The organism is Klebsiella sp. 141203, from assembly GCF_032601985.1.
Taxonomy (GTDB): Bacteria; Pseudomonadota; Gammaproteobacteria; order Enterobacterales; family Enterobacteriaceae; genus Klebsiella; species Klebsiella aerogenes.
In genome coordinates this window covers 1-21,976 of record NZ_JAQIRL010000012.1, presented here as the reverse complement: position 1 = coordinate 21,976, position 21,976 = coordinate 1, and the positions used below count along the sequence as shown (strand labels likewise).

The window sequence follows — 21,976 nt, the reverse complement described above, 5'->3', positions numbered from 1 at the left end:
GAATATTAATCACGATGCTGAGCGCACTCAGCGTTATAATTTAGCGATAGTTACCTGATTCGCTAAGCAGGCATGCTGGCTTAACCTGCGTCTAAACCCACGGTTTATAAATCCCGGACGATTAACAACTTATGGCACGCCACAACAGAAAGCTCTCTTTTACTACGCCAATCGTAGTGGGGTTTGCGGGGATTTTGCTTAGTTTTTTACTGATTGCAATCTTTGTTACCGCGACGCAAAAGAAAAACTTTCTTGAAGATTATCATCATATTAACCGTAACTTCACCCATAACCTTGCGGTGAACTACACCGAATCGCTGCTGCGCGAGAATGACTACATTCTGGCGCGCGCGACGAAATACTTTGCCCGTGACGATGCGCTCAATATCGCCGTAAATGTCAATCCGCAAAAGGGTCTGGACGACTTGATGCGTCTGCAGGAGCTGATGCCGACGGTCTCCTCCATTTCGCTTGCCGATACTCTCGGCCATTATCTGCGCGCTCCCGAAGTGATGGAAGGCGATGAGAGCCGCACGTTTGATCCGAAAACGCGCCCCTGGTTTATTCGTCAGGCGGAAGCAAGTACATTCAGTCTCTATACCACTCCTTACCTTGACTACTTCACCCACCATCCTACCGTCACCGTCTACCGGCCTGTCATTTCGCCGCAGGGGAGGCTTAAAGGTAGCCTGGCGTTTCATATGGATCTGACCTCGATGGGCTACGCGTTACGGCAGATTGTCTCGCCGGTACAGGGGGAGTTTTTTGTCGTACAACGCGACGGCAAAGTGGTGATCCATCCCGATACCGGCGCGCTATTTAAAACCTACGTTAGCGCGGAACTGATGGACAAAATGACCAGCGCGGAAGGCCAACTTTATGATGAGGAACATAAGGCCTGGTACTACTACTATTCCTTTACCAACCCCGACTGGTTCGTTATTTTCCGCGTCACCGATACCACCCTTGCCGACCTGACGCGCTATGAAACCGATATTGTCGCCTGGGGATTCGCCCTCGCCGCCATTGTCATCGTCCTGTTCGGGCTGTATCTGCGCCACGCTTCGCGTACCGTACTGATGAACATCATTAACGCCATTAAGACCGGCGACGTCAAACGCGCGCCGCGGCTGGAAGCCATGCTCAGCAAGGCTATCGAGAGCAATAAGCAGCGCGAGCTCACCTATGTCCGCCAGGCCACCATCGATGCGCTAACCGGCTGCAAAAACCGTCGCGCCTTCGACAGCGATATCGCCGCGCTGATGAACGATCACCAGCCTTTCGCCCTCGCGTTGGTCGATATCGATAACTTTAAATCAATTAACGATACCTGGGGCCATCTCAATGGCGACATCGTGCTGCGCAACGTCGCGCGTGAAGGGATACAGATCCTGCAGCCGCAGGAGATCTCGCTTTACCGCTACGGCGGCGAAGAGTTTGCCGTCATCTTCCCTGCCGAACATATCGACAATGCGCTCACCATTCTGGAGAGCTGGCGTCTTAACGTTGCCAGCCGAACCTGGCGCGAAGAAGGATTAACCGTCACCTTTAGCGCCGGCCTCGGGGAATGGAATATGGAGCCGCTGGAAAAACTGGTCGTTAGCGTGGATGAAGCGTTGTATAAGGCCAAACAGCAGGGCAAGAACCGAATCGTTCGCGCCTGAGCATAACTCCCTGATAGCCCGCTTTTGCGGGCCTTTTTATCTCTGCCGCTGCAAAATTGAAACCGGTTTCATTTTTTGTGATGTTTTACACACAATCATGGTGAAGCGGTTGTGCCGCGCCGCCGCCCGCGATAAAGATGATGCATCAAGGAACATACATAAGGGCGATGAAACTATGAAGAATATCGTTTTATGCTGTGCCGCAGGAATGTCCACCAGCATGCTGGTGCAACGCATGAAAGACGCCGCGCAAAAGAAAGGCATCGAAGTCTCGATCAAAGCCGTGCCGGTAGTGGAGTTCAAGGATAACCTGGCCGCGGCGGATATTATCCTGCTCGGCCCACAGGTGAAGTATGAGCAGGCGAAATTACAGGCGCTCGCCGACCCGGTCGGTAAAAAGGTCGCCGTTATCGATATGATGGATTACGGCATGATGAAAGGCGATGCCGTTCTGGATAAAGCCTTGAAGCTGATGGAGTAAGGCATGGAAGATTTAGAGACGATTATCATGGAGCTGCTGGTCAACGCCGGCTCCGCGCGCAGTTCTGCCCTCACCGCCCTACAGCAGGCGCGTAAAGGCGATTTCGCCGCCGCCGAACAGGCTATGGCCGACTCACACGAGTTTGTGAAGCATGCGCATAAAATCCAGACCCAGCTTATCGGCCTGGATGAAGGCAGCGGCAAGCTGCCGGTGAACCTGATTACCGTGCACTCGCAGGACCATCTGATGAACGCGATGGTGATTCAGGATTTAGCGACCGATATGATCGAACTGTATCGCCGCCTGCCGCCCGCACAATAATCCCGATGAATCATCAGGCGCCGCCAGCGGCGCCTGTCTCACTTACAGAAAACCGTACATCGCCGCGAACACCCAGCCAAAGACGCAAGAAACGCTCACGCCAATTAATCCCGGCAGGATAAAGCTATGGTTTATGACGAAGCGGCCAATATGGGTCGTGCCTGAACGGTCAAACTGAATCGCCGCCAGATCGCTTGGGTAGGTCGGCAGGATGTAATAGCCGTAGCAGGCGGGCGCGGAAGCGACGATATAGGCCGGGTCAACGCCGATCGCCAGCGCTACCGGAACAATCGCCGCCAGCGCCGCCGCCTGGGAGTTGACGAACTTCGATACCAATAACAGCACGATAGCGTAGGCCCACGGGTACTCCTTCACCATCTCTCCGAGCACGCCTTTAATCTCGGTCATGTGCGCGCCGAACATGGTTTCCGCCATCCATGCGATACCATATACCGCGACGATAGCGATCATCCCCGAGCGGAAAACCTCATTTTTAGAAATCGATGCCGGGTTAGTTTTGGTAATGATGATGATAAGCGCCCCGGAGAGCAGCATAAACATCTGGATCACCAGTACCATTGAGAGAGGCTTATCATCGAATGCCGGACGCAGTTCGGAAAACGCGCCCAACAGCGCCACCACGGCAATTGAGGCAAGGAAGATCCACATCGCAATCCAGTTGCTGGTCGGCAGCTTTTTATCCAATAGCGTAGCCGTATCGCCATAAACATAATGACGGTTTTCCGGTATCGCAATAAACGCCTGGAAGGTCTCGTCTTTATCAAGGTCCTTACCGCGGAACCAGCTGAAGATACCAATCGCCAGGATCCCCAGCAGCGTTGACGGAATGGTTATCGCCAGTAGATCGAGAAACTCAAGATGCTTACCGTTAAAGGTAAAGTTTCCGAGCATCGCCACCAGCGAGACCACCGCCACCGAAACCGGGCTGGCAATGATCCCCATCTGGGCGCCAATCGAGCTCGCCGCCATCGGCCGTTCCGGGCGAATATTATTTTTAATCGCCACGTCGTAAATAATTGGCAGGATCGTATACACCACGTGCCCGGTACCGCACAGGATAGTCAACGTACAGGTGACGAATGGCGCGACGATAGAAACATATTTGGGATTGCGCCGCAGGAGCTTCTCGGCAATCTGCAGCATCACGTCTAAACCGCCGGATGCCTGTAGCGTCGCCGAGGCGGCCACCACCGCGATAATGACCAGCATGACATCAACCGGTGGCTTTCCTGGTTTAAGATGAAAGACAAAAACTAAGATAACTAAGCCAATGCCGCCTAAAAGACCGAGCGCAATACCACCCTTTTTCGCGCCGTAGAACAGACAAATTAAGATAATGATGAGCTGTATAGCAAATTCCATGCATCCCCCAGAAGCTATCCATTAAATAACGACAATACTCTCCGTTTTATTTTTATTTTTGCTCACCTCCTCCATTGCCTTTTAACAGGCGCAGCGAACCCCTCAGTTGCGGTAAACCGAAAAGGACTGGGAAAGTAATCACATGATTCTTTGAGTGTTTTGACTATATAGCGTTTGCGGCGCTTATTTTTTGATACATGTAGAATTTTTATCCATCGATTAGTGATGGCATAAAGAAATAGCAAATAGATAATTATCAAGAATGTTTAATTTGATAATTAATTGCGGCAATTACATTAAATAAATGTAATTCAGTTTAGGTGAAATAAATCGACAGATAATAAAAAAGCCAGTCAGGAAACCTGACTGGCTTTTAAGCGCTTAGCGAATCAACGATTAATCGTTGTCAGAACCGCCCAGGCCTGCGTTCAGCAGTTCTGCCAGGTTGGCAGACGCTTCTTCTACGCTCACCTGCGGTGCAGCCGGCTGCTCGCCTGCTGCGCGACGGCGCATACGATCCTGGTGGTACGCATAACCGGTACCCGCCGGGATCAGACGACCCACGATGACGTTCTCTTTCAGACCGCGCAGTTCGTCGCGTTTGCCCGCAACGGCTGCTTCGGTCAGCACGCGAGTGGTCTCCTGGAACGATGCCGCGGAGATGAAGGACTCGGTTGCCAGAGACGCTTTGGTGATACCCAGCAGGTCGCGGGAATAGGTTGCCGCAACTTTGCCATTCGCTTCAAGCTCGCGGTTAGCGATCTTAACGCGGGAGTATTCAACCTGCTCGCCTTCGAGGAAGTCAGAGCTACCAGCACTTTCGATGGTCGCTTTACGCAGCATCTGACGAACGATAACTTCAATGTGCTTATCGTTAATCTTAACGCCTTGCAGACGATAAACGTCCTGTACTTCGTTGGTGATGTAACGCGTTACCGCGTGTACGCCACGAAGACGCAGAATGTCGTGCGGCGCTTCCGGACCGTCGGAAACCACGTCACCACGTTCTACACGTTCACCTTCGAACACGTTCAGCTGACGCCATTTCGGGATCATCTCTTCGTACGGTTCGCTACCGTCTACCGGGGTGATAACCAGACGACGTTTCCCTTTGGTTTCTTTACCGAAGGAAATGATGCCGCTGATTTCAGCCAGGATTGCCGGCTCTTTCGGACGACGTGCTTCGAACAGATCCGCAACGCGCGGCAGACCACCGGTGATGTCCTTGGTACCGCCAGATTCCTGCGGTACACGCGCCAGGGTGTCACCAGAGCTGATCTGTACGCCATCTTCCAGCTGAACAATCGCTTTACCCGGCAGGAAGTACTGAGCAGGCATATCGGTGCCTGGGATCAGAACGTCGTTGCCCTGAGCATCAACAATTTTCAGCGCCGGACGCAGATCTTTACCACCGGAAGTACGTTCTGCGGAATCCAGAACCACCAGCGAAGACAGACCGGTCAGCTCGTCGGTCTGACGAGTAATGGTCTGGCCGTCGATCATGTCAGTGAAGCGGACAAAACCACTCACTTCGGTGATAACCGGCATGGTATGCGGATCCCAGTTTGCAACGGTTTCACCGCCAGCAACCTGTTCGCCATCGCCTTTAGCCATAACGGAGCCGTAAGGCACTTTATAGCTTTCTTTCGTACGACCGAATTCGTCGATCAGCTTCAGTTCGGTGTTACGAGAGGTGATAACCAGTTTACCGCTGGAGTTCACAACCGACTTCGCGTTGCTCAGACGGATGCTACCTTTGTTTTTCACCTGGATGCTGGATTCAGCAGCCGCACGAGATGCCGCACCACCGATGTGGAACGTACGCATCGTCAGCTGTGTACCCGGCTCACCGATGGACTGTGCCGCGATAACGCCGATAGCCTCACCTTTGTTGATGATGTGGCCACGCGCCAGGTCACGACCGTAGCAGTGCGCACATACACCAAAGTCGGTGTCACAGGATACAACGGAACGAACTTTGACGGAGTCAACGGAGTTCTCTTCCAGCAGATCACACCAGTGCTCGTGCAGCAGCGTGTTGCGTGGAACCAGAATGTCCGCGGTACCCGGCTTCAGAACGTCTTCAGCAGTCACACGACCCAGTACGCGATCGCGCAGCGGCTCTTTAACATCGCCACCTTCGATAACCGGCGTCATGGTGATGCCTTCCAGGGTGCCGCAGTCGTCTTCAGTGACAACCAGGTCCTGCGCAACGTCAACCAGACGACGAGTCAGGTAACCGGAGTTCGCTGTCTTCAGTGCGGTATCCGCCAGACCTTTACGAGCACCGTGGGTGGAGATGAAGTACTGGAGTACGTTCAGACCTTCACGGAAGTTCGCGGTGATCGGCGTTTCGATGATGGAGCCATCCGGCTTCGCCATCAGACCACGCATACCAGCCAGCTGACGAATCTGTGCAGCAGAACCACGCGCACCGGAGTCGGCCATCATGTAGATGCTGTTGAAGGAAACCTGCTGCTCTTCCTGACCGTCACGGTTAATAACGGTTTCGGTTTGCAGGTTATCCATCATCGCTTTGGATACACGATCGTTCGCCGCAGCCCAGATATCGATAACTTTGTTGTAGCGTTCGCCCGCGGTGACCAGACCAGACTGGAACTGTTCCTGAATCTCAGCAACTTCAGCTTCCGCTTCGCTGATAATTTCGTATTTTTTCTCCGGGATGACCATGTCATCGATACCAACGGATGCACCTGAACGCGCTGCATAAGCAAAGCCGGTGTACATCGTCTGGTCCGCAAAAATAACGGTCGGTTTCAGACCCAGAATACGGTAACAGGTGTTCAGCATCTTGGAGATCGCTTTCTTACCGAGCGCCTGGTTCACGATAGAGAACGGCAGACCTTTCGGTACGATCATCCACAGAATGGCACGGCCAATGGTCGTGTCTTTCAGGCTGGTCTTCGCGACGAACTCACCATTGTCGTCTTTTTCGTATTCGGTGATACGCACTTTAACGCGCGCATGCAGAGAGGCCAGACCGGCGCGATAAATACGCTCCGCTTCTTTCGGGCCAGTCAGCACCATGCCTTCGCCTTTGGCGTTAACACAGTCACGGGTCATGTAGTACAGACCCAGTACAACGTCCTGAGACGGAACGATGATTGGTTCGCCGTTCGCCGGGGACAGGATGTTGTTGGTAGACATCATCAGCGCACGCGCTTCCAGCTGGGCTTCCAGCGTCAGCGGTACGTGAACAGCCATCTGGTCACCATCGAAGTCGGCGTTATATGCCGCACAAACCAGCGGGTGCAGCTGAATAGCTTTACCTTCGATCAGAACCGGTTCGAATGCCTGGATACCCAAACGGTGCAGTGTTGGCGCACGGTTCAGCAGTACCGGGTGTTCGCGGATAACTTCGTCCAGGATATCCCAAACGACAGCTTCTTCGCGCTCAACCATTTTCTTAGCGGCTTTGATGGTGGTGGCCAGGCCACGCAGTTCCAGCTTGCCGTAGATGAACGGTTTAAACAGCTCCAGCGCCATTTTCTTCGGCAGACCGCACTGATGCAGACGCAGGTATGGACCTACGGTGATTACAGAACGACCGGAGTAGTCAACACGCTTACCGAGCAGGTTCTGACGGAAACGACCCTGTTTACCTTTGATCATATCGGCCAAAGATTTCAGAGGACGTTTGTTGGAACCGGTGATCGCACGACCGCGACGACCGTTATCCAGCAGGGCGTCGACCGCTTCCTGCAGCATACGTTTTTCGTTGCGTACGATGATGTCCGGCGCAGCCAGATCCAGCAGACGTTTCAGACGGTTGTTACGGTTAATGACGCGACGATACAGATCGTTCAGGTCAGAAGTCGCAAAACGACCGCCATCCAGCGGAACCAGCGGACGCAGATCTGGCGGCAGAACCGGCAGAACGGTCAGGATCATCCACTCCGGCTTGTTGCCAGATTGAACGAACGCTTCCAGCAGCTTAATGCGCTTGGTCAGCTTTTTACGCTTGGTTTCGGAGTTGGTCTCGTTCAGCTCTTCACGCAGCTGCTCGCACTCTTGCTCCAGGTCCATGCTTTTCAGCAGGGCCTGAATAGCTTCGGCGCCCATCTTCGCGTCGAATTCGTCACCGAACTCTTCCAGCGCGTCCAGGTACTGCTCTTCAGTCAGAATCTGGTTGCGTTCGAGGTTGGTCATGCCACCTTCGATAACAACATAAGATTCAAAGTACAGTACGCGTTCGATATCACGCAGCGGCATATCCAGCAGCAGACCGATACGGGACGGCAGAGACTTCAGGAACCAGATGTGGGCAGTCGGAGACGCCAGCTCGATGTGGCCCATGCGCTCACGACGCACTTTGGTCTGGGTCACTTCAACGCCGCACTTCTCACAGATAACACCACGGTGTTTCAGGCGCTTGTACTTACCGCACAGGCACTCATAGTCTTTTACTGGCCCGAAAATACGAGCGCAGAACAGACCGTCACGTTCTGGCTTGAACGTACGGTAGTTAATGGTTTCCGGCTTTTTAACTTCACCGAAAGACCATGAACGGATCATGTCTGGCGATGCCAGAGCAATTTTGATCGCATCAAACTCTTCGGTTTTAGTTTGCGCTTTCAGAAACTTTAATAAGTCTTTCACGGATTTGCTCCCGTCGGAGTTAGCACAATCTGGCGCCGGGTTTTACCCCGGCACCAGTGACCTGTTTGAGCGAGAGTTACTCGTCTTCCAGTTCGATGTTGATGCCCAGCGAGCGGATTTCTTTCAACAGTACGTTGAAGGATTCCGGCATGCCCGGTTCCATCTGGTGGTTGCCGTCCACGATGTTTTTATACATCTTGGTACGACCGTTCACGTCATCAGACTTAACGGTGAGCATTTCCTGCAGGGTGTAGGCCGCGCCGTATGCTTCCAGCGCCCACACTTCCATCTCACCGAAGCGCTGACCACCGAACTGCGCCTTACCACCCAGCGGCTGCTGAGTAACCAGGCTATAAGAACCGGTGGAACGAGCGTGCATTTTGTCGTCGACCAGGTGGTTCAGTTTCAGCATGTACATGTAACCCACGGTTACCGGACGTTCGAACTGTTCACCGGTACGGCCGTCAAACAGAGTGATCTGACCGGAAGTCGGCAGGTCGCCCAGCTGCAGCAGCTCTTTGATTTCAGCTTCTTTCGCACCGTCGAATACCGGCGTTGCGATCGGCATGCCTTTACGCAGGTTTTCAGCCAGACGCAGAACTTCTTCATCGCTGAAGGTATTCAGGTCAACTTTCTGGCGAACGTCAGCGCCCAGATCGTAAGCACGCTGGATGAATTCGCGCAGTTTCGCGACTTCTTGCTGCTGTTTCAGCATGGCGTTGATCTTATCGCCGATACCTTTGGCAGCCATACCCAGGTGAGTTTCCAGGATCTGACCGATGTTCATACGAGACGGTACGCCCAGCGGGTTCAGTACGATATCTACCGGCGTACCGTTAGCATCGTGCGGCATATCTTCGATCGGGTTGATCTTAGAGATAACACCCTTGTTACCGTGACGACCTGCCATCTTATCACCAGGCTGGATACGGCGTTTAACGGCCAGGTATACCTTAACAATCTTCAGCACGCCCGGTGCCAGATCGTCGCCTTGGGTGATTTTACGGCGTTTCGCTTCGAGTTTTTTCTCGAACTCGTGTTTCAGTTCGTCATACTGCTCAGCCAGTTGCTCCAGCTGATTTTGTTTCTCTTCGTCGGTCAGGCCCAGTTCCAGCCAGCGATCGCGCGGCAGTTTGTCGAGCTTGTCAGCTTCAACGCCACCGGCAACCAGCACAGCGTAGATACGGCTGAACAGACCAGCTTCGAGGATCTGCAGTTCTTCAGACAGGTCTTTTTTAGCCTGCTTCAGCTGCATCTCTTCGATCTCAAGAGCACGCTTGTCTTTTTCTACGCCGTCACGGGTAAACACCTGAACGTCGATAACGGTACCAGAGACACCGTTCGGTACGCGCAGAGAAGAGTCTTTAACGTCAGACGCTTTCTCACCGAAGATCGCGCGCAGCAGTTTCTCTTCCGGAGTCAGCTGGGTTTCACCTTTCGGGGTTACCTTACCAACCAGAATGTCGCCGCCGGTCACTTCCGCACCGATATAAACGATACCGGATTCATCCAGTTTAGAGAGCGCAGCTTCACCCACGTTCGGGATGTCAGCGGTGATCTCTTCCGGCCCCAGCTTGGTGTCACGGGACACGCATGCCAGTTCCTGAATGTGGATGGTGGTGAAACGGTCTTCCTGGACAACACGCTCGGATACGAGGATGGAGTCTTCGAAGTTGTAGCCGTTCCACGGCATGAACGCTACGCGCATGTTCTGACCCAGCGCCAGTTCACCGAGGTCGGTGGACGGGCCGTCGGCCAGGACGTCGCCGCGTTCAATTGGTTCGCCCAGGGACACGCAAGGCATCTGGTTGATGCAGGTGTTCTGGTTAGAACGGGTGTACTTGGTCAGGTTATAGATGTCGATACCTGCTTCGCCCGGGTACATCTCGTCTTCGTTAACTTTGATAACGATACGGGAAGCATCCACGTACTGAACAGTACCGCCACGTTTAGCCACCGCAGTAACACCGGAGTCAACGGCAACAGCACGTTCCATACCGGTACCAACCAGCGGCTTATCAGCGCGCAGAGTCGGAACCGCCTGACGTTGCATGTTCGCACCCATCAATGCACGGTTGGCGTCATCGTGTTCCAGGAACGGGATCAGGGACGCACCGACGGATACCACCTGCTGGGTGGATACGTCCATGTAGTCAACCTGGTCGCGGCTGAACAAGCTGGATTCGCCTTTACTACGGCAGGTAACCAGATCTTCAACAAAGTGGCCTTCGTCATCCAGGTTGGAGTTCGCCTGAGCGATGACGTAGTTACCTTCTTCGATAGCAGACAGGTAATGAATTTCGTCGGTAACAACACCGTCGGTCACTTTACGATACGGGGTCTCGAGGAAACCGTATTCGTTAGTCTGTGCGTACACGGACAGGGAGTTGATCAGACCGATGTTCGGACCTTCAGGCGTTTCGATTGGACATACGCGACCGTAGTGAGTCGGGTGTACGTCTCGAACTTCGAAGCCTGCGCGTTCACGGGTCAGACCGCCTGGGCCGAGTGCGGAGATACGACGTTTGTGCGTAATCTCAGACAGCGGGTTGTTCTGGTCCATAAACTGGGACAGCTGGCTGGAACCAAAGAACTCTTTCACTGCTGCGGAAATCGGCTTGGCGTTGATCATATCCTGAGGCATCAGGGTATCCAGATCGCCCAGAGACAGACGCTCTTTAACCGCACGCTCTACACGCACCAGGCCAACGCGGAACTGGTTTTCCGCCATTTCGCCAACGGAACGGATACGACGGTTGCCGAGGTGGTCGATATCATCGACTTCGCCTTTACCGTTACGGATATCGATGAGCTTCTTCATCACTTCGATGATGTCGTCTTTGCTCAGGATACCGGAACCTTCGATTTCGTCGCGCAGCAGAGAACGGTTGAACTTCATACGACCAACCGCGGACAGATCGTAGCGGTCTTCGGAGAAGAACAGGTTCTCAAACAGGCTTTCAGCCGCTTCACGAGTCGGCGGCTCACCCGGGCGCATCATGCGGTAGATTTCTACCAGCGCGCTCAGACGATCGTTGGTTGGGTCGACGCGTACAGTTTCAGAAATGTACGGACCGTGGTCCAGATCGTTGGTGAACAGCGTTTCGATACGCTTGTGGCCGGACTGGCTCAGTTTAGCCAGCAGATCCAGGCTCAGCTCCATGTTCGCCGGGCAGATCAGTTCGCCAGTCGCTTCGTCGATGTAGTCTTTAGAAGCAACTTTGCCCGCGATGTACTCAACCGGAACTTCGATATGTTTGATATCGTCTTTTTCCAGTTGGCGAATATGGCGCGCGGTAATACGACGGCCTTTCTCAACGTACACTTTACCGTTGGCTTCGATATCGAAGGAGGCGGTTTCACCGCGCAGACGCTCCGGTACCAGCTCCATCTGCAGCTTGTTGTCGCGAATTTCAAAGACCACTTTCTCGAAGAACAGGTCAAGGATCTGCTCAGTGGTGTAATTCAGCGCGCGCAGAATGATGGTTGCAGGCAGTTTACGACGACGGTCGATACGAACGAACAGGTTGTCTTTCGGGTCGAATTCGAAGTCCAGCCAGGAACCACGGTAAGGGATGATACGTGCGTTATACAGGACCTTACCGGAAGAGTGAGTCTTACCTTTGTCACTGTCAAAGAAGACGCCCGGGCTACGGTGCAGCTGAGAAACGATAACACGCTCGGTACCGTTGATAACGAAGGTACCATTGTCGGTCATGAGCGGGATTTCGCCCATGTAGACTTCTTGTTCTTTAATGTCTTTAACGGTGCCTTCCGGCGCTTCGCGCTCGTAGATCACCAGACGCAGTTTCACGCGCAGCGGTGCGGAATACGTCACGCCACGGATCTGACATTCTTTAACATCAAAAACAGGTTCGCCCAGACGGTAGCTGACGTATTGCAGCTCTGAATTACCGCTGTAGCTCTGAATCGGGAATACGGAACGGAAGGCTGCTTCCAGACCATACTGCCCTTCAGGATCTTGCTCGATAAACTTCTGGAACGAGTCAAGCTGGATAGAAAGGAGATAAGGCACATCCAGAACTTGTGGACGTTTACCAAAATCCTTACGAATACGTTTTTTCTCGGTATAGGAGTAAACCATAGGGTTCCTCAGCTCGCTGACAAGTCGACCCATCTGCCCGGAAAGGGCAGTTTTTTATGCAACACTATTTTGTTGACCGGAAAATGGAACACTTTCCGCAATGCCTGTTGCTATCACGCTTAAACCATTTCATTGCGATTTACACAGCCCAGGAACCCTAACCTGTCGCAGTATATTAAGTCGTCGATAGAAACAAGCATTGTGAGGCAAACCAGCAGTCAAACAGTGTGAAATGCTACTGGCGCCTTACAGCGCAAAAAGGCTGGTGACTAAAAAGTCACCAGCCTCAGCCTAATTTCTCAGGCTGCAACCGGAAGGGTTGGCTTATTTAACTTCAACTTCAGCGCCAGCTTCTTCCAGAGATTTTTTCAGAGCTTCAGCGTCGTCTTTGCTGATGCCTTCTTTCAGTGCAGCCGGTGCAGCTTCTACCAGGTCTTTAGCTTCTTTCAGACCCAGGCCAGTCGCACCACGTACTGCTTTGATAACAGCAACTTTGTTAGCGCCAGCAGCTTTCAGAATTACGTCGAATTCAGTTTTTTCTTCAGCAGCTTCAGCCGGGCCAGCAGCTACAGCTACAGCAGCAGCAGCGGAAACACCGAATTTTTCTTCCATTGCAGAGATCAGCTCAACAACGTCCATTACGGACATAGCGGATACTGCTTCAATGATTTGATCTTTAGTGATAGACATTTAAATTGTTCCTGAATATCAGAATAAGTTTATACGTAAGCGAGTGCTTTACAAAGATAACTGCGATTAAGCAGCTTCTTTCGCATCGCGTACAGCAGCCAGAGTACGAACCAGTTTGCCAGCCGAAGCTTCTTTCATGGTTGCCATCAGGCGTGCAATTGCTTCTTCGTAGGTCGGCAGAGTTGCCAGGCGGTCGATTTGCGACGCCGGGATCAGCTCACCTTCAAAGGCAGCGGCTTTGACCTCAAATTTTGCATTCGCTTTCGCGAACTCTTTGAACAGACGAGCAGCAGCGCCCGGGTGTTCCATAGAGTATGCAATCAGGGTCGGACCAACAAACGTGTCTTTCAGGCACTCGAACGGAGTACCTTCAACGACGCGGCGCAGCAGGGTGTTACGAACAACACGCATGTAAACGCCAGCTTCACGACCTGCTTTACGCAGTTCAGTCATTTTATCTACAGTTACGCCACGGGAATCCGCAACTACTGCAGACAGCGCGCCTTTGGCTACTTCGCTGACTTCAGCAACAATCGCTTGTTTGTCTTGAAGATTTAAAGCCATTAGCTTTGCTCCTGGATGTTTGCCAGAGCTTATGCTCTGGAACTCACTTCACTCTATTCAACGAATAGAGCGTCTTAATACGGTGAGCAGAAACAAGCCAGAGTATCCAAAAAATAATCTTAGCGTTCTGTCACCGTCTACGCAGGGGATTAAGTTTCTTACGAAACACCTGCGGTCTTCGACGGAGGCCTGGATAGGCCAGGCTCCAACGAACAAATCTGTTAGCCGCTAACTTTCGTTAGCAAACGTGGGGGTAAGATTGTAGACAAAATCACCGCCCACGTAAAGGCATTAGTTTGCAGAAGCGTTCAGGCCAGCCTGATCTACTGCAACACCTGCACCCATGGTGGTGGAGATGCTAACTTTCTTGATGTACACGCCTTTAGCCTGAGTCGGTTTTGCTTTTTTCAGCGCAACCAGCAGAGCTTCCAGGTTTTCTTTCAGTTTGTCAGCGTCAAAGTCCACTTTACCGATGGTGGTGTGGATGATGCCGTTTTTGTCGTTACGATAACGAACCTGACCAGCTTTAGCGTTCTTAACCGCTTCAGCAACGTTAGGAGTTACGGTACCAACTTTCGGGTTTGGCATCAGGCCGCGCGGGCCCAGAACCTGGCCCAGCTGGCCAACAACGCGCATTGCATCCGGGGAAGCAATAACAACGTCAAAGTTCATTTCGCCTTTCTTGATCTGGTCAGCCAGATCTTCCATACCTACCAGCTCGGCGCCTGCAGCTTTAGCAGCTTCAGCGTTCGGGCCCTGTGCAAATACGGCAACGCGAACAGAACGGCCAGTACCGTGCGGCAGTACAGTTGCACCACGTACGTTCTGGTCAGATTTACGAGCATCGATGCCCAGGTTTACAGCAACGTCAACGCTTTCAACGAACTTAGCGGTCGCCAGTTCTTTCAGCAGAGAGATGGCTTCGTTGATGTCGTACTGTTTAGTTGCATCAACTTTCTCACGAATCACGGACATGCGCTTGGTCAGTTTAGCCATTTCTTAGTCCTCCACTACCAGGCCCATGGAACGTGCAGTACCTTCGATGGAGCGAGTCATCGCTTCAATGTCGGCACCAGTCATGTCGGCAGCTTTGGTCTGCGCGATTTCCTGCAGCTGAGCGCGGGAAATTTTACCAACTTTCTCTTTGTTCGGCTTACCGGAGCCGGACTTGATACCAGCCGCTTTTTTCAGCAGAACTGCTGCCGGCGGAGTTTTGGTAACGAAAGTGAAAGAACGGTCAGCGTAAACGGTGATAACAACCGGGATTGGCAGACCTTTTTCCATGGATTCAGTTTTTGCGTTGAACGCTTTGCAGAATTCCATGATGTTAACGCCCTGCTGACCCAGTGCTGGACCAACCGGCGGACTCGGGTTTGCCATACCAGCTGCAACCTGCAGCTTGACGTAGGCTTGTACTTTCTTAGCCATTCTTAAATCCTCAAATTGGGTATTAACGCTTCAGAGAAGCTCCCCGTGATTAAACATCGTTTTACGGGCCAAGCCCATAAAAACAAAAGGCGCGAAATTGTATGCCAATTTCGCGCCCTATGCAACGATTAAATCGCTGCTTTTTTGATCGCCGGCTTACGCCTTCTCAACCTGACCGAAGTCCAGTTCTACCGGAGTCGCACGACCGAAGATAGAAACGGAAACTTTCAGGCGAGACTTCTCGTAGTCCACTTCTTCAACAACGCCGTTAAAGTCAGCAAATGGACCATCGTTGACGCGAACCATTTCGCCCGGCTCAAACAGCGTTTTCGGACGCGGCTTATCGCCAACCTGCTGCAGACGGTTCATGATGGCATCGACTTCTTTGTCGCTGATCGGCGCCGGACGGTCGGAAGTACCGCCGATGAAGCCCATCACACGCGGGACGCTGCGCACCAGGTGCCAGCTCGCGTCGTTCATGACCATCTGAACCAGAACGTAGCCTGGGAAGAATTTGCGTTCGCTTTTGCGACGCTGGCCGCCACGGATTTCAACCACTTCTTCGGTCGGAACCATGACTTCGCCAAACAACTCTTCCATGTTGTGTAATTTGATATGTTCACGCAGCGACGTAGCTACGCGACCTTCAAAACCGGAAAACGCCTGAACGACGTACCAGCGCTTTTTAGGAGCTTCAGACATCTCAGAACCTCAGGCCAGTGATAAAGGATACCAGGCGAACCAGAATACCATCCAGTCCCCACAGGATCAGTGACATTACTGCAGTTACGGCAGCAACAATCAGCGTGGTGTGCAGCGTTTCCTGGCGGGTCGGCCAGATCACTTTGCGGACTTCGGTTCTCGCTTCGCGGGCGAAGGCGACAGTCGCCTTACCTTTTGTCGTTAACAGAGCGACGCCACCGGCAGCAGCGATAAGAATCACAACAGCCAGCGCACGGATCGCCAGCATAATGTCGCGATAAAGGAAGTTGCCTACGATGGCTACGATCAGCAGCACGGCAACGATAACCCACTTCAACGCTTCCAGGCCGCGCCCGCTCCCTTGAGCTTCGGTATTCGCACTCATAAACCAACCTGTCACAAGAATTCAGACAAACATCTTCGCCCCGCGTTAAATGCGAGGCGACCAAACCGAAATGCTCTGCTGCGTTTCGGACTTTACGCCCTCTTCAGAGCCTGTCTCAGCAATGATTATGACAAAAAAAATCACTGATGAGCCAGGTTCTGGTGTGAAAGCGTGCAAAAAGGGCATCAAATGATGCCCTTTTATTGCGCATTGCGTCAAATGTTATCAGCGATTAGCCGAGAACTTTAGCAACCACGCCCGCGCCAACGGTACGGCCGCCTTCACGGATTGCGAAACGCAGACCGTCGTCCATCGCGATCGGGTGGATCAGGGTAACAACCATTTTGATGTTGTCGCCCGGCATTACCATCTCTACGCCTTCCGGCAGTTCGATGGTACCAGTCACGTCAGTAGTACGGAAGTAGAACTGCGGACGGTAGCCTTTGAAGAACGGAGTATGACGGCCGCCTTCGTCTTTGGACAGGATGTACACTTCAGATTCGAACTTGGTGTGCGGCTTGATGCTGCCCGGCTTAGCCAGTACCTGACCACGTTCGATTTCTTCACGTTTGATACCACGCAGCAGAACACCTACGTTCTCGCCCGCACGGCCTTCGTCCAGCAGTTTGCGGAACATTTCAACGCCAGTACAAGTGGTTTTCGCGGTGTCTTTGATACCAACGATTTCAACTTCTTCACCAACTTTGATGATACCGCGCTCTACACGACCGGTAACAACGGTACCACGACCGGAGATGGAGAATACGTCTTCGATCGGCAGCAGGAACGGCTTATCAATCGCACGCTCTGGTTCCGGAATGTAAGAATCCAGGAAGCCAGCCAGTTCGATGATTTTCGCTTCCCACTCTGCGTCGCCTTCCAGCGCTTTCAGAGCAGAACCACGAACGATCGGAGTGTCGTCGCCCGGGAAATCGTACTGAGACAGCAGTTCACGAACTTCCATCTCAACCAGTTCCAGCAGCTCTTCGTCATCAACCATGTCGCATTTGTTCAGGAACACGATGATGTACGGAACGCCTACCTGACGACCCAGCAGGATGTGCTCACGAGTCTGCGGCATCGGGCCGTCAGTCGCAGCAACAACCAGGATCGCGCCATCCATCTGAGCAGCACCGGTGATCATGTTTTTAACATAGTCGGCGTGGCCCGGGCAGTCTACGTGCGCGTAGTGGCGAGTCGGGGTGTCATATTCAACGTGGGAAGTGTTGATGGTGATACCACGAGCTTTTTCTTCCGGCGCGTTATCGATCTGGTCGAATGCGCGAGCAGCACCGCCGTAGGTTTTAGCCAGTACGGTAGTGATTGCAGCGGTCAGCGTTGTTTTACCATGGTCAACGTGGCCGATAGTACCGACGTTAACGTGCGGTTTTGTACGTTCAAACTTTTCTTTAGACATCGATTGTCCCTCTAAGACACGGATAAATCGGTGATATCACCACATCAACCAGGCAACATGCCCGACTTGTTGAATGCAATAAACAGAGAGAAACAGGGAAGGAGAGATAAAGAAGTGGTGCTGATACCCAGAGTCGAACTGGGGACCTCACCCTTACCAAGGGTGCGCTCTACCAACTGAGCCATATCAGCACGTCTGGAGCGGGCAGCGGGAATCGAACCCGCATCATCAGCTTGGAAGGCTGAGGTAATAGCCATTATACGATGCCCGCATCCTGAAACTCGGCTACCCAGTTCTTTCTGTAACAAAAAAGAGATTGCTCTCTTTAATGTTGAGCTGATTAGTTTACCCAACCAACTCCGGCTACGCAAAGCGTCGCCCGAAAGTGGTGGTGGGGGAAGGATTCGAACCTTCGAAGTCGATGACGGCAGATTTACAGTCTGCTCCCTTTGGCCGCTCGGGAACCCCACCCAAATTGTTATGGTGCCGACTACCGGAATCGAACTGGTGACCTACTGATTACAAGTCAGTTGCTCTACCTACTGAGCTAAGTCGGCATCAAGTAGCGCGCATTCTAGGGAGACCTGCGAGTTCATGCAACTAAAAATTTGCATAAAACGTTCTCTTGCTCACATTTTGTGCTCTTACGCGAAAAAACGGTGTAATTTCAAACAATGGAGTGCAAAAAAAGCGCATTCCTTAATGCAGAATTTGTTTCGCTGCGCCTGTCAGATACAAGAGTGACGGTTTTTTCACCTGGGAATCCTGGTGGCAGGCGCGATCGCTAACCTGCAAAGATAGCAGACTCGCTTTCTCCCCTCTTTCTACTTATTCATCACTTGTGATGCTGCTATGAGAAAGCGCCCTTCGATGAGTTTTTTTCTTATTATTCCCGGCATTCTGGTGTTACCCTCCTGCCCATTGTCCTGATTAACTAGTGTGAAGCATCACCGCTACCTCTTTTTCGGTGATAGTAAGAACATGCTTATGAGCAAAAAAGAGCAGACGTTAATGACACCCTATCTACAATTTAACCGCAACCAATGGGCTGCACTTCGTGATTCCGTTCCGATGACGCTGACAGAGGAAGAAATCGCGCGGTTAAAAGGCATCAACGAAGATCTTTCGCTGGAAGAAGTCGCCGAGATCTATTTGCCGCTGTCACGTTTGCTCAATTTCTATATCAGTTCCAACCTCCGTCGCCAGGCGGTGCTTGAGCAATTCCTTGGTACCAACGGCCAGCGTATCCCTTACATCATCAGTATTGCAGGTAGCGTAGCGGTGGGTAAAAGTACAACAGCGCGTGTTTTACAGGCGCTGCTTAGCCGCTGGCCGGAACATCGTCATGTTGAACTGATAACTACCGATGGCTTCTTACATCCTAACTCGGTGTTAAAAGAACGCGGCTTGATGAAGAAAAAGGGCTTCCCGCAGTCCTATGATATGCATCGGTTGGTGAAGTTTGTTTCTGACCTGAAATCTGGCGTACCAAATGCCACCGCGCCGGTATATTCCCATCTCATTTATGATGTTATTCCTGATGGTGATAAAACCGTTGCTCAACCGGATATTCTTATTCTGGAAGGTTTGAACGTTCTGCAAAGCGGGATGGATTATCCGCACGATCCGCATCATGTATTTGTCTCTGACTTTGTCGACTTCTCTATTTATGTCGATGCGCCGGAAGACTTATTAAAGAACTGGTATATCAATCGCTTCCTGAAATTCCGTGAAGGTGCTTTTACCGATCCGGATTCTTATTTCCATAATTACGCCAAACTCTCAAAAGACGAAGCGGTCAATATTGCCACTTCATTATGGAATGAGATCAACCTACTGAACTTAAAAGAAAATATATTACCAACCAGAGAGCGGGCCAGCTTGATAATGACCAAAAGTGCAAATCATTCGGTCGATCAAGTTCGCCTACGGAAATAAAAAAGGGAGCGCAAGCTCCCTTCTGTTTATTCAGCGCTACGCAGCGATATCTCGCCTCCGACCCAAGGTTTAATTACCCCGTCCTGCTCGAGTAATAATGCCCCTTGCGCATCAATTCCGCGAGAAATACCAAATATTTCCTTATCGCCAATAATTAGCTTCACTGGCCGATTGATAAAGTTGTCCAGTTTTTCCCAGCGTGGCAGATAAGGTGTTAAACCTTCCTGTTCGAATAGCTGCAAACCGGTACGTAATGCTTTCACCAGACGCGCCGTCAGGGTGTTACGGTCAATGAAGACTCCCGCCTCCTGAAGGCTGATCCACCCCTGATTGACAACATCAGACTCAACCCGGCGCATCACGAGGTTGATACCAGCACCGCTGACGATCTGCGCGGCATCACCGGTTTTACCTGTCAGTTCTACCAGGATACCGGACAACTTGCGGTCCTGCAGATAAATATCATTCGGCCATTTGACCCGAACGTTATCCGCCCCCAGGCTCTGCAGTACTTCTGCAATCACAATACCGATGACCAGGCTCAAACCAATCGCAGCGGCAGGGCCTTGTTCCAGACGCCAGTACATGGAGAGATAAAGATTGGCCCCAAACGGTGAGAACCACTTACGACCGCGGCGACCACGACCAGCCTGCTGATATTCAGCGACACAGGCATCACCTGACTCCAGTTCGTCCAGACGATCCAGCAAATACTGGTTGGTGGAATCAATCACCGGCAGCACGGTAATACGACCTTGTTTAATCTGCCCGGCAATCTTTTGCTCATCCAGTAATTCGATCGGTTCAGGGAGGCTATAGCCCTTCCCTGGCACGGTAAATACATCAACACCCCAGTCGCGGAGCGTCTGCATATGTTTGTTAATTGCCGCGCGGCTCATTCCCAGGCGTTCGCCGAGTTGTTCACCAGAGTGAAACTCGCCATCCGCCAGAATAGAGATAAGCGTCAGGGGTACGGTATTGTCTTTCATGCAATCACCTCTTCCGCATTCACTTCACCCTGCTCTCCGATGAAGCGCACTTCAGGCTGGAGCCAAACGTTAAATTTCTCGCCCACCTGCTGGCGGACATAGTGTGCCAACCCAACGACATCATCGCTGGTCGCCTGGTTTTCGTTGATCAGTACCAGCGCCTGCTGGCGGTGAACGGTAGCCCCACCGATCGTTTTACCTTTTAGCTGACACTGGTCGATAAGCCAACCGGCCGCCAGCTTAATGCTGCCGTCAGCCTGTGGATAATGTGGCGCATTAGGGAATGCTGCCAGCAACGCCTGGGCGACCTGAGTACTGACGACCGGGTTTTTAAAGAAGCTTCCGGCATTACCATTTACTTTCGGATCCGGTAACTTGGTCATACGCATATGGCAAACGGCATCGAATACCTGGCGCGGGGTAACAGTTTGCGGATCGAGACGGGTTAAATCACCGTAGGTCAGGACAGGCTGCCACGCTTTTTTCAGCCATAGCCCAACAGCCACTATCGCGTAACGATCCTGATATTCATGTTTGAAAATACTGTCGCGATAGCCAAAACGACACTCTGCGGCAGAGAGGCGCTGCTTGCGACCCGTCTCAAGTTCGATACAGTCTACGTATTCACATACTCGCTGTAGCTCGACGCCATAGGCACCAATATTTTGAATTGGCGACGACCCTGCGCAGCCAGGAATTAAGGCCAGGTTTTCCAGCCCAGGCATTCCATTTTCCAGCGCAAATTGCACCAGTTGATGCCAGTTTTCACCGGCGCCAACGTGCAAACGCCAGGCTTCAGACGTTTCGCTTACCTCGATCCCCATGATGCGGTTGATGATCACCGTGCCGGAATAGTCTTTCAGGAACAGAACGTTGCTTCCTTCTCCAAGGATCAGACAAGGTTGGTGTTCTGCAGCGGCGGCTTGCCAGGCAGCCAGCAACTGTTGTTCATTTTCAGCAAGTACAATTGCTTTGGCAGAATGGCTAATGCCAAAGGTATTCCAGGGTTTGAGGGAGAGGTTCATAGTGGCTTCCTGATGCAAAATCTGCATTAGTTTACCGTATATAGCGAGGGAAGGCTTGCCTGAATAATATCGGTTCAGGGCCGGATTCTAGTCATCATGGGCGTTAATGAATGGCGGCGCAGACCGGGGAAGGATCGGTAGCCCCGGTAAGCGCAGCGCCACCGGGGGAATGGCGGCGCGTCCGGCCGCAAAACACAAAAACAAAAGGCCCAGTCTTCCGACTGAGCCTTTCGTTTTATTTGATGCCTGGCAGTTCCCTACTCT

The 21,976-nt window shown here is 52.2% G+C and carries 16 protein-coding genes and 4 tRNA genes; 4 read left to right on the top strand and 16 right to left on the bottom strand.

The window, feature by feature from the left end:
• Positions 1–131: 131 nt before the first annotated feature.
• From PGR29_RS24680 to PGR29_RS24670, 3 genes are all read left to right on the top strand, one after another.
• A complete protein-coding gene (locus tag PGR29_RS24680; protein WP_213795086.1) occupies positions 132–1,664 on the top strand; it encodes a sensor domain-containing diguanylate cyclase in 1,533 nt (510 codons plus the stop codon).
• Positions 1,665–1,839: 175 nt separating this feature from the next.
• Positions 1,840–2,145, top strand: a complete 306-nt coding sequence (locus tag PGR29_RS24675) for a PTS sugar transporter subunit IIB (RefSeq protein ID WP_316425534.1) — start codon at positions 1,840–1,842, stop codon at positions 2,143–2,145.
• Between the two features lie 3 nt (positions 2,146–2,148).
• Positions 2,149–2,466 (top strand): PTS lactose/cellobiose transporter subunit IIA, encoded by a 318-nt coding sequence (locus PGR29_RS24670; protein WP_015704005.1) that lies wholly within the window; start codon positions 2,149–2,151, stop codon positions 2,464–2,466.
• Positions 2,467–2,508: 42 nt separating this feature from the next.
• Here the strand turns inward: PGR29_RS24670 and PGR29_RS24665 are convergent, their stop codons facing one another.
• The 14 genes from PGR29_RS24665 to PGR29_RS24600 form a co-directional block, all read right to left on the bottom strand.
• Positions 2,509–3,849: an anaerobic C4-dicarboxylate transporter gene (locus PGR29_RS24665; RefSeq protein WP_213795085.1), complete on the bottom strand. Its 1,341-nt coding sequence runs from the start codon at positions 3,847–3,849 to the stop codon at positions 2,509–2,511.
• Positions 3,850–4,245: 396 nt separating this feature from the next.
• A complete protein-coding gene (gene rpoC / locus PGR29_RS24660; RefSeq protein ID WP_045397360.1) occupies positions 4,246–8,469 on the bottom strand; it encodes a DNA-directed RNA polymerase subunit beta' in 4,224 nt (1,407 codons plus the stop codon).
• 76 nt (positions 8,470–8,545) lie between these two features.
• Complete coding sequence (gene rpoB / locus PGR29_RS24655) at positions 8,546–12,574, bottom strand: DNA-directed RNA polymerase subunit beta (RefSeq protein ID WP_015704004.1); 4,029 nt, start codon at positions 12,572–12,574, stop codon at positions 8,546–8,548.
• A 324-nt stretch (positions 12,575–12,898) separates the two neighbouring features.
• Complete coding sequence (gene rplL / locus PGR29_RS24650; RefSeq protein ID WP_087859253.1) at positions 12,899–13,264, bottom strand: 50S ribosomal protein L7/L12; 366 nt, start codon at positions 13,262–13,264, stop codon at positions 12,899–12,901.
• Positions 13,265–13,330: 66 nt separating this feature from the next.
• On the bottom strand, positions 13,331–13,828 hold the full coding sequence (gene rplJ, locus PGR29_RS24645) for a 50S ribosomal protein L10 (RefSeq protein ID WP_004097644.1): 498 nt from the start codon (positions 13,826–13,828) through the stop codon (positions 13,331–13,333).
• A 291-nt stretch (positions 13,829–14,119) separates the two neighbouring features.
• Positions 14,120–14,824, bottom strand: coding sequence for a 50S ribosomal protein L1 (rplA, locus tag PGR29_RS24640; RefSeq protein WP_015368826.1), 705 nt, complete (start codon positions 14,822–14,824; stop codon positions 14,120–14,122).
• Between the two features lie 3 nt (positions 14,825–14,827).
• Complete coding sequence (rplK, locus tag PGR29_RS24635) at positions 14,828–15,256, bottom strand: 50S ribosomal protein L11 (protein WP_020079906.1); 429 nt, start codon at positions 15,254–15,256, stop codon at positions 14,828–14,830.
• Between the two features lie 156 nt (positions 15,257–15,412).
• Positions 15,413–15,958, bottom strand: a complete 546-nt coding sequence (gene nusG, locus PGR29_RS24630; RefSeq protein ID WP_007665882.1) for a transcription termination/antitermination protein NusG — start codon at positions 15,956–15,958, stop codon at positions 15,413–15,415.
• A gap of 1 nt (position 15,959) precedes the next feature.
• Positions 15,960–16,343 carry a preprotein translocase subunit SecE gene (gene secE, locus PGR29_RS24625; RefSeq protein WP_015368827.1) on the bottom strand — a complete coding sequence of 128 codons (384 nt, stop codon included), beginning with the start codon at positions 16,341–16,343 and terminating at the stop codon, positions 15,960–15,962.
• Between the two features lie 232 nt (positions 16,344–16,575).
• Positions 16,576–17,760, bottom strand: coding sequence for an elongation factor Tu (gene tuf, locus PGR29_RS24620; protein ID WP_015368828.1), 1,185 nt, complete (start codon positions 17,758–17,760; stop codon positions 16,576–16,578).
• Between the two features lie 115 nt (positions 17,761–17,875).
• Positions 17,876–17,951 (bottom strand) — tRNA-Thr (locus tag PGR29_RS24615).
• Positions 17,952–17,956: 5 nt separating this feature from the next.
• Positions 17,957–18,031: transfer RNA gene (locus tag PGR29_RS24610), tRNA-Gly, on the bottom strand.
• 115 nt (positions 18,032–18,146) lie between these two features.
• Positions 18,147–18,231: transfer RNA gene (locus tag PGR29_RS24605), tRNA-Tyr, on the bottom strand.
• Positions 18,232–18,241: 10 nt separating this feature from the next.
• Positions 18,242–18,317, bottom strand: a tRNA-Thr gene (locus tag PGR29_RS24600).
• A gap of 430 nt (positions 18,318–18,747) precedes the next feature.
• Here PGR29_RS24600 and coaA point away from each other — a divergent pair.
• On the top strand, positions 18,748–19,698 hold the full coding sequence (gene coaA, locus PGR29_RS24595; protein ID WP_015368830.1) for a type I pantothenate kinase: 951 nt from the start codon (positions 18,748–18,750) through the stop codon (positions 19,696–19,698).
• A 26-nt stretch (positions 19,699–19,724) separates the two neighbouring features.
• On the opposite strand, the gene birA is transcribed toward coaA, so the two are convergent.
• Positions 19,725–20,687: a bifunctional biotin--[acetyl-CoA-carboxylase] ligase/biotin operon repressor BirA gene (gene birA, locus PGR29_RS24590; protein WP_087859665.1), complete on the bottom strand. Its 963-nt coding sequence runs from the start codon at positions 20,685–20,687 to the stop codon at positions 19,725–19,727.
• A complete protein-coding gene (gene murB, locus PGR29_RS24585; protein ID WP_271032732.1) occupies positions 20,684–21,739 on the bottom strand; it encodes a UDP-N-acetylmuramate dehydrogenase in 1,056 nt (351 codons plus the stop codon). The genes birA and murB overlap by 4 nt, the downstream gene beginning before the upstream one ends.
• Positions 21,740–21,976 lie beyond the last annotated feature (237 nt).

What these genes read in the sequence shown, in the direction of transcription:
- rplK (WP_020079906.1), bottom strand. Translation starts at nt 15,256, where the DNA reads ATGGCTAAGAAAGTACAAGCCTACGTCAAGCTGCAGGTTGCAGCTGGT.
- tuf (WP_015368828.1), bottom strand. Translation starts at nt 17,760, where the DNA reads ATGTCTAAAGAAAAGTTTGAACGTACAAAACCGCACGTTAACGTCGGT.
- PGR29_RS24680 (WP_213795086.1), top strand. Translation starts at nt 132, where the DNA reads ATGGCACGCCACAACAGAAAGCTCTCTTTTACTACGCCAATCGTAGTG.
- murB (WP_271032732.1), bottom strand. Translation starts at nt 21,739, where the DNA reads ATGCAGATTTTGCATCAGGAAGCCACTATGAACCTCTCCCTCAAACCC.
- rplA (WP_015368826.1), bottom strand. Translation starts at nt 14,824, where the DNA reads ATGGCTAAACTGACCAAGCGCATGTCCGTGATTCGTGAGAAAGTTGAT.
- birA (WP_087859665.1), bottom strand. Translation starts at nt 20,687, where the DNA reads ATGAAAGACAATACCGTACCCCTGACGCTTATCTCTATTCTGGCGGAT.
- secE (WP_015368827.1), bottom strand. Translation starts at nt 16,343, where the DNA reads ATGAGTGCGAATACCGAAGCTCAAGGGAGCGGGCGCGGCCTGGAAGCG.
- PGR29_RS24665 (WP_213795085.1), bottom strand. Translation starts at nt 3,849, where the DNA reads ATGGAATTTGCTATACAGCTCATCATTATCTTAATTTGTCTGTTCTAC.
- rplL (WP_087859253.1), bottom strand. Translation starts at nt 13,264, where the DNA reads ATGTCTATCACTAAAGATCAAATCATTGAAGCAGTATCCGCTATGTCC.
- PGR29_RS24670 (WP_015704005.1), top strand. Translation starts at nt 2,149, where the DNA reads ATGGAAGATTTAGAGACGATTATCATGGAGCTGCTGGTCAACGCCGGC.
- rplJ (WP_004097644.1), bottom strand. Translation starts at nt 13,828, where the DNA reads ATGGCTTTAAATCTTCAAGACAAACAAGCGATTGTTGCTGAAGTCAGC.
- nusG (WP_007665882.1), bottom strand. Translation starts at nt 15,958, where the DNA reads ATGTCTGAAGCTCCTAAAAAGCGCTGGTACGTCGTTCAGGCGTTTTCC.
- coaA (WP_015368830.1), top strand. Translation starts at nt 18,748, where the DNA reads ATGAGCAAAAAAGAGCAGACGTTAATGACACCCTATCTACAATTTAAC.
- PGR29_RS24675 (WP_316425534.1), top strand. Translation starts at nt 1,840, where the DNA reads ATGAAGAATATCGTTTTATGCTGTGCCGCAGGAATGTCCACCAGCATG.
- rpoB (WP_015704004.1), bottom strand. Translation starts at nt 12,574, where the DNA reads ATGGTTTACTCCTATACCGAGAAAAAACGTATTCGTAAGGATTTTGGT.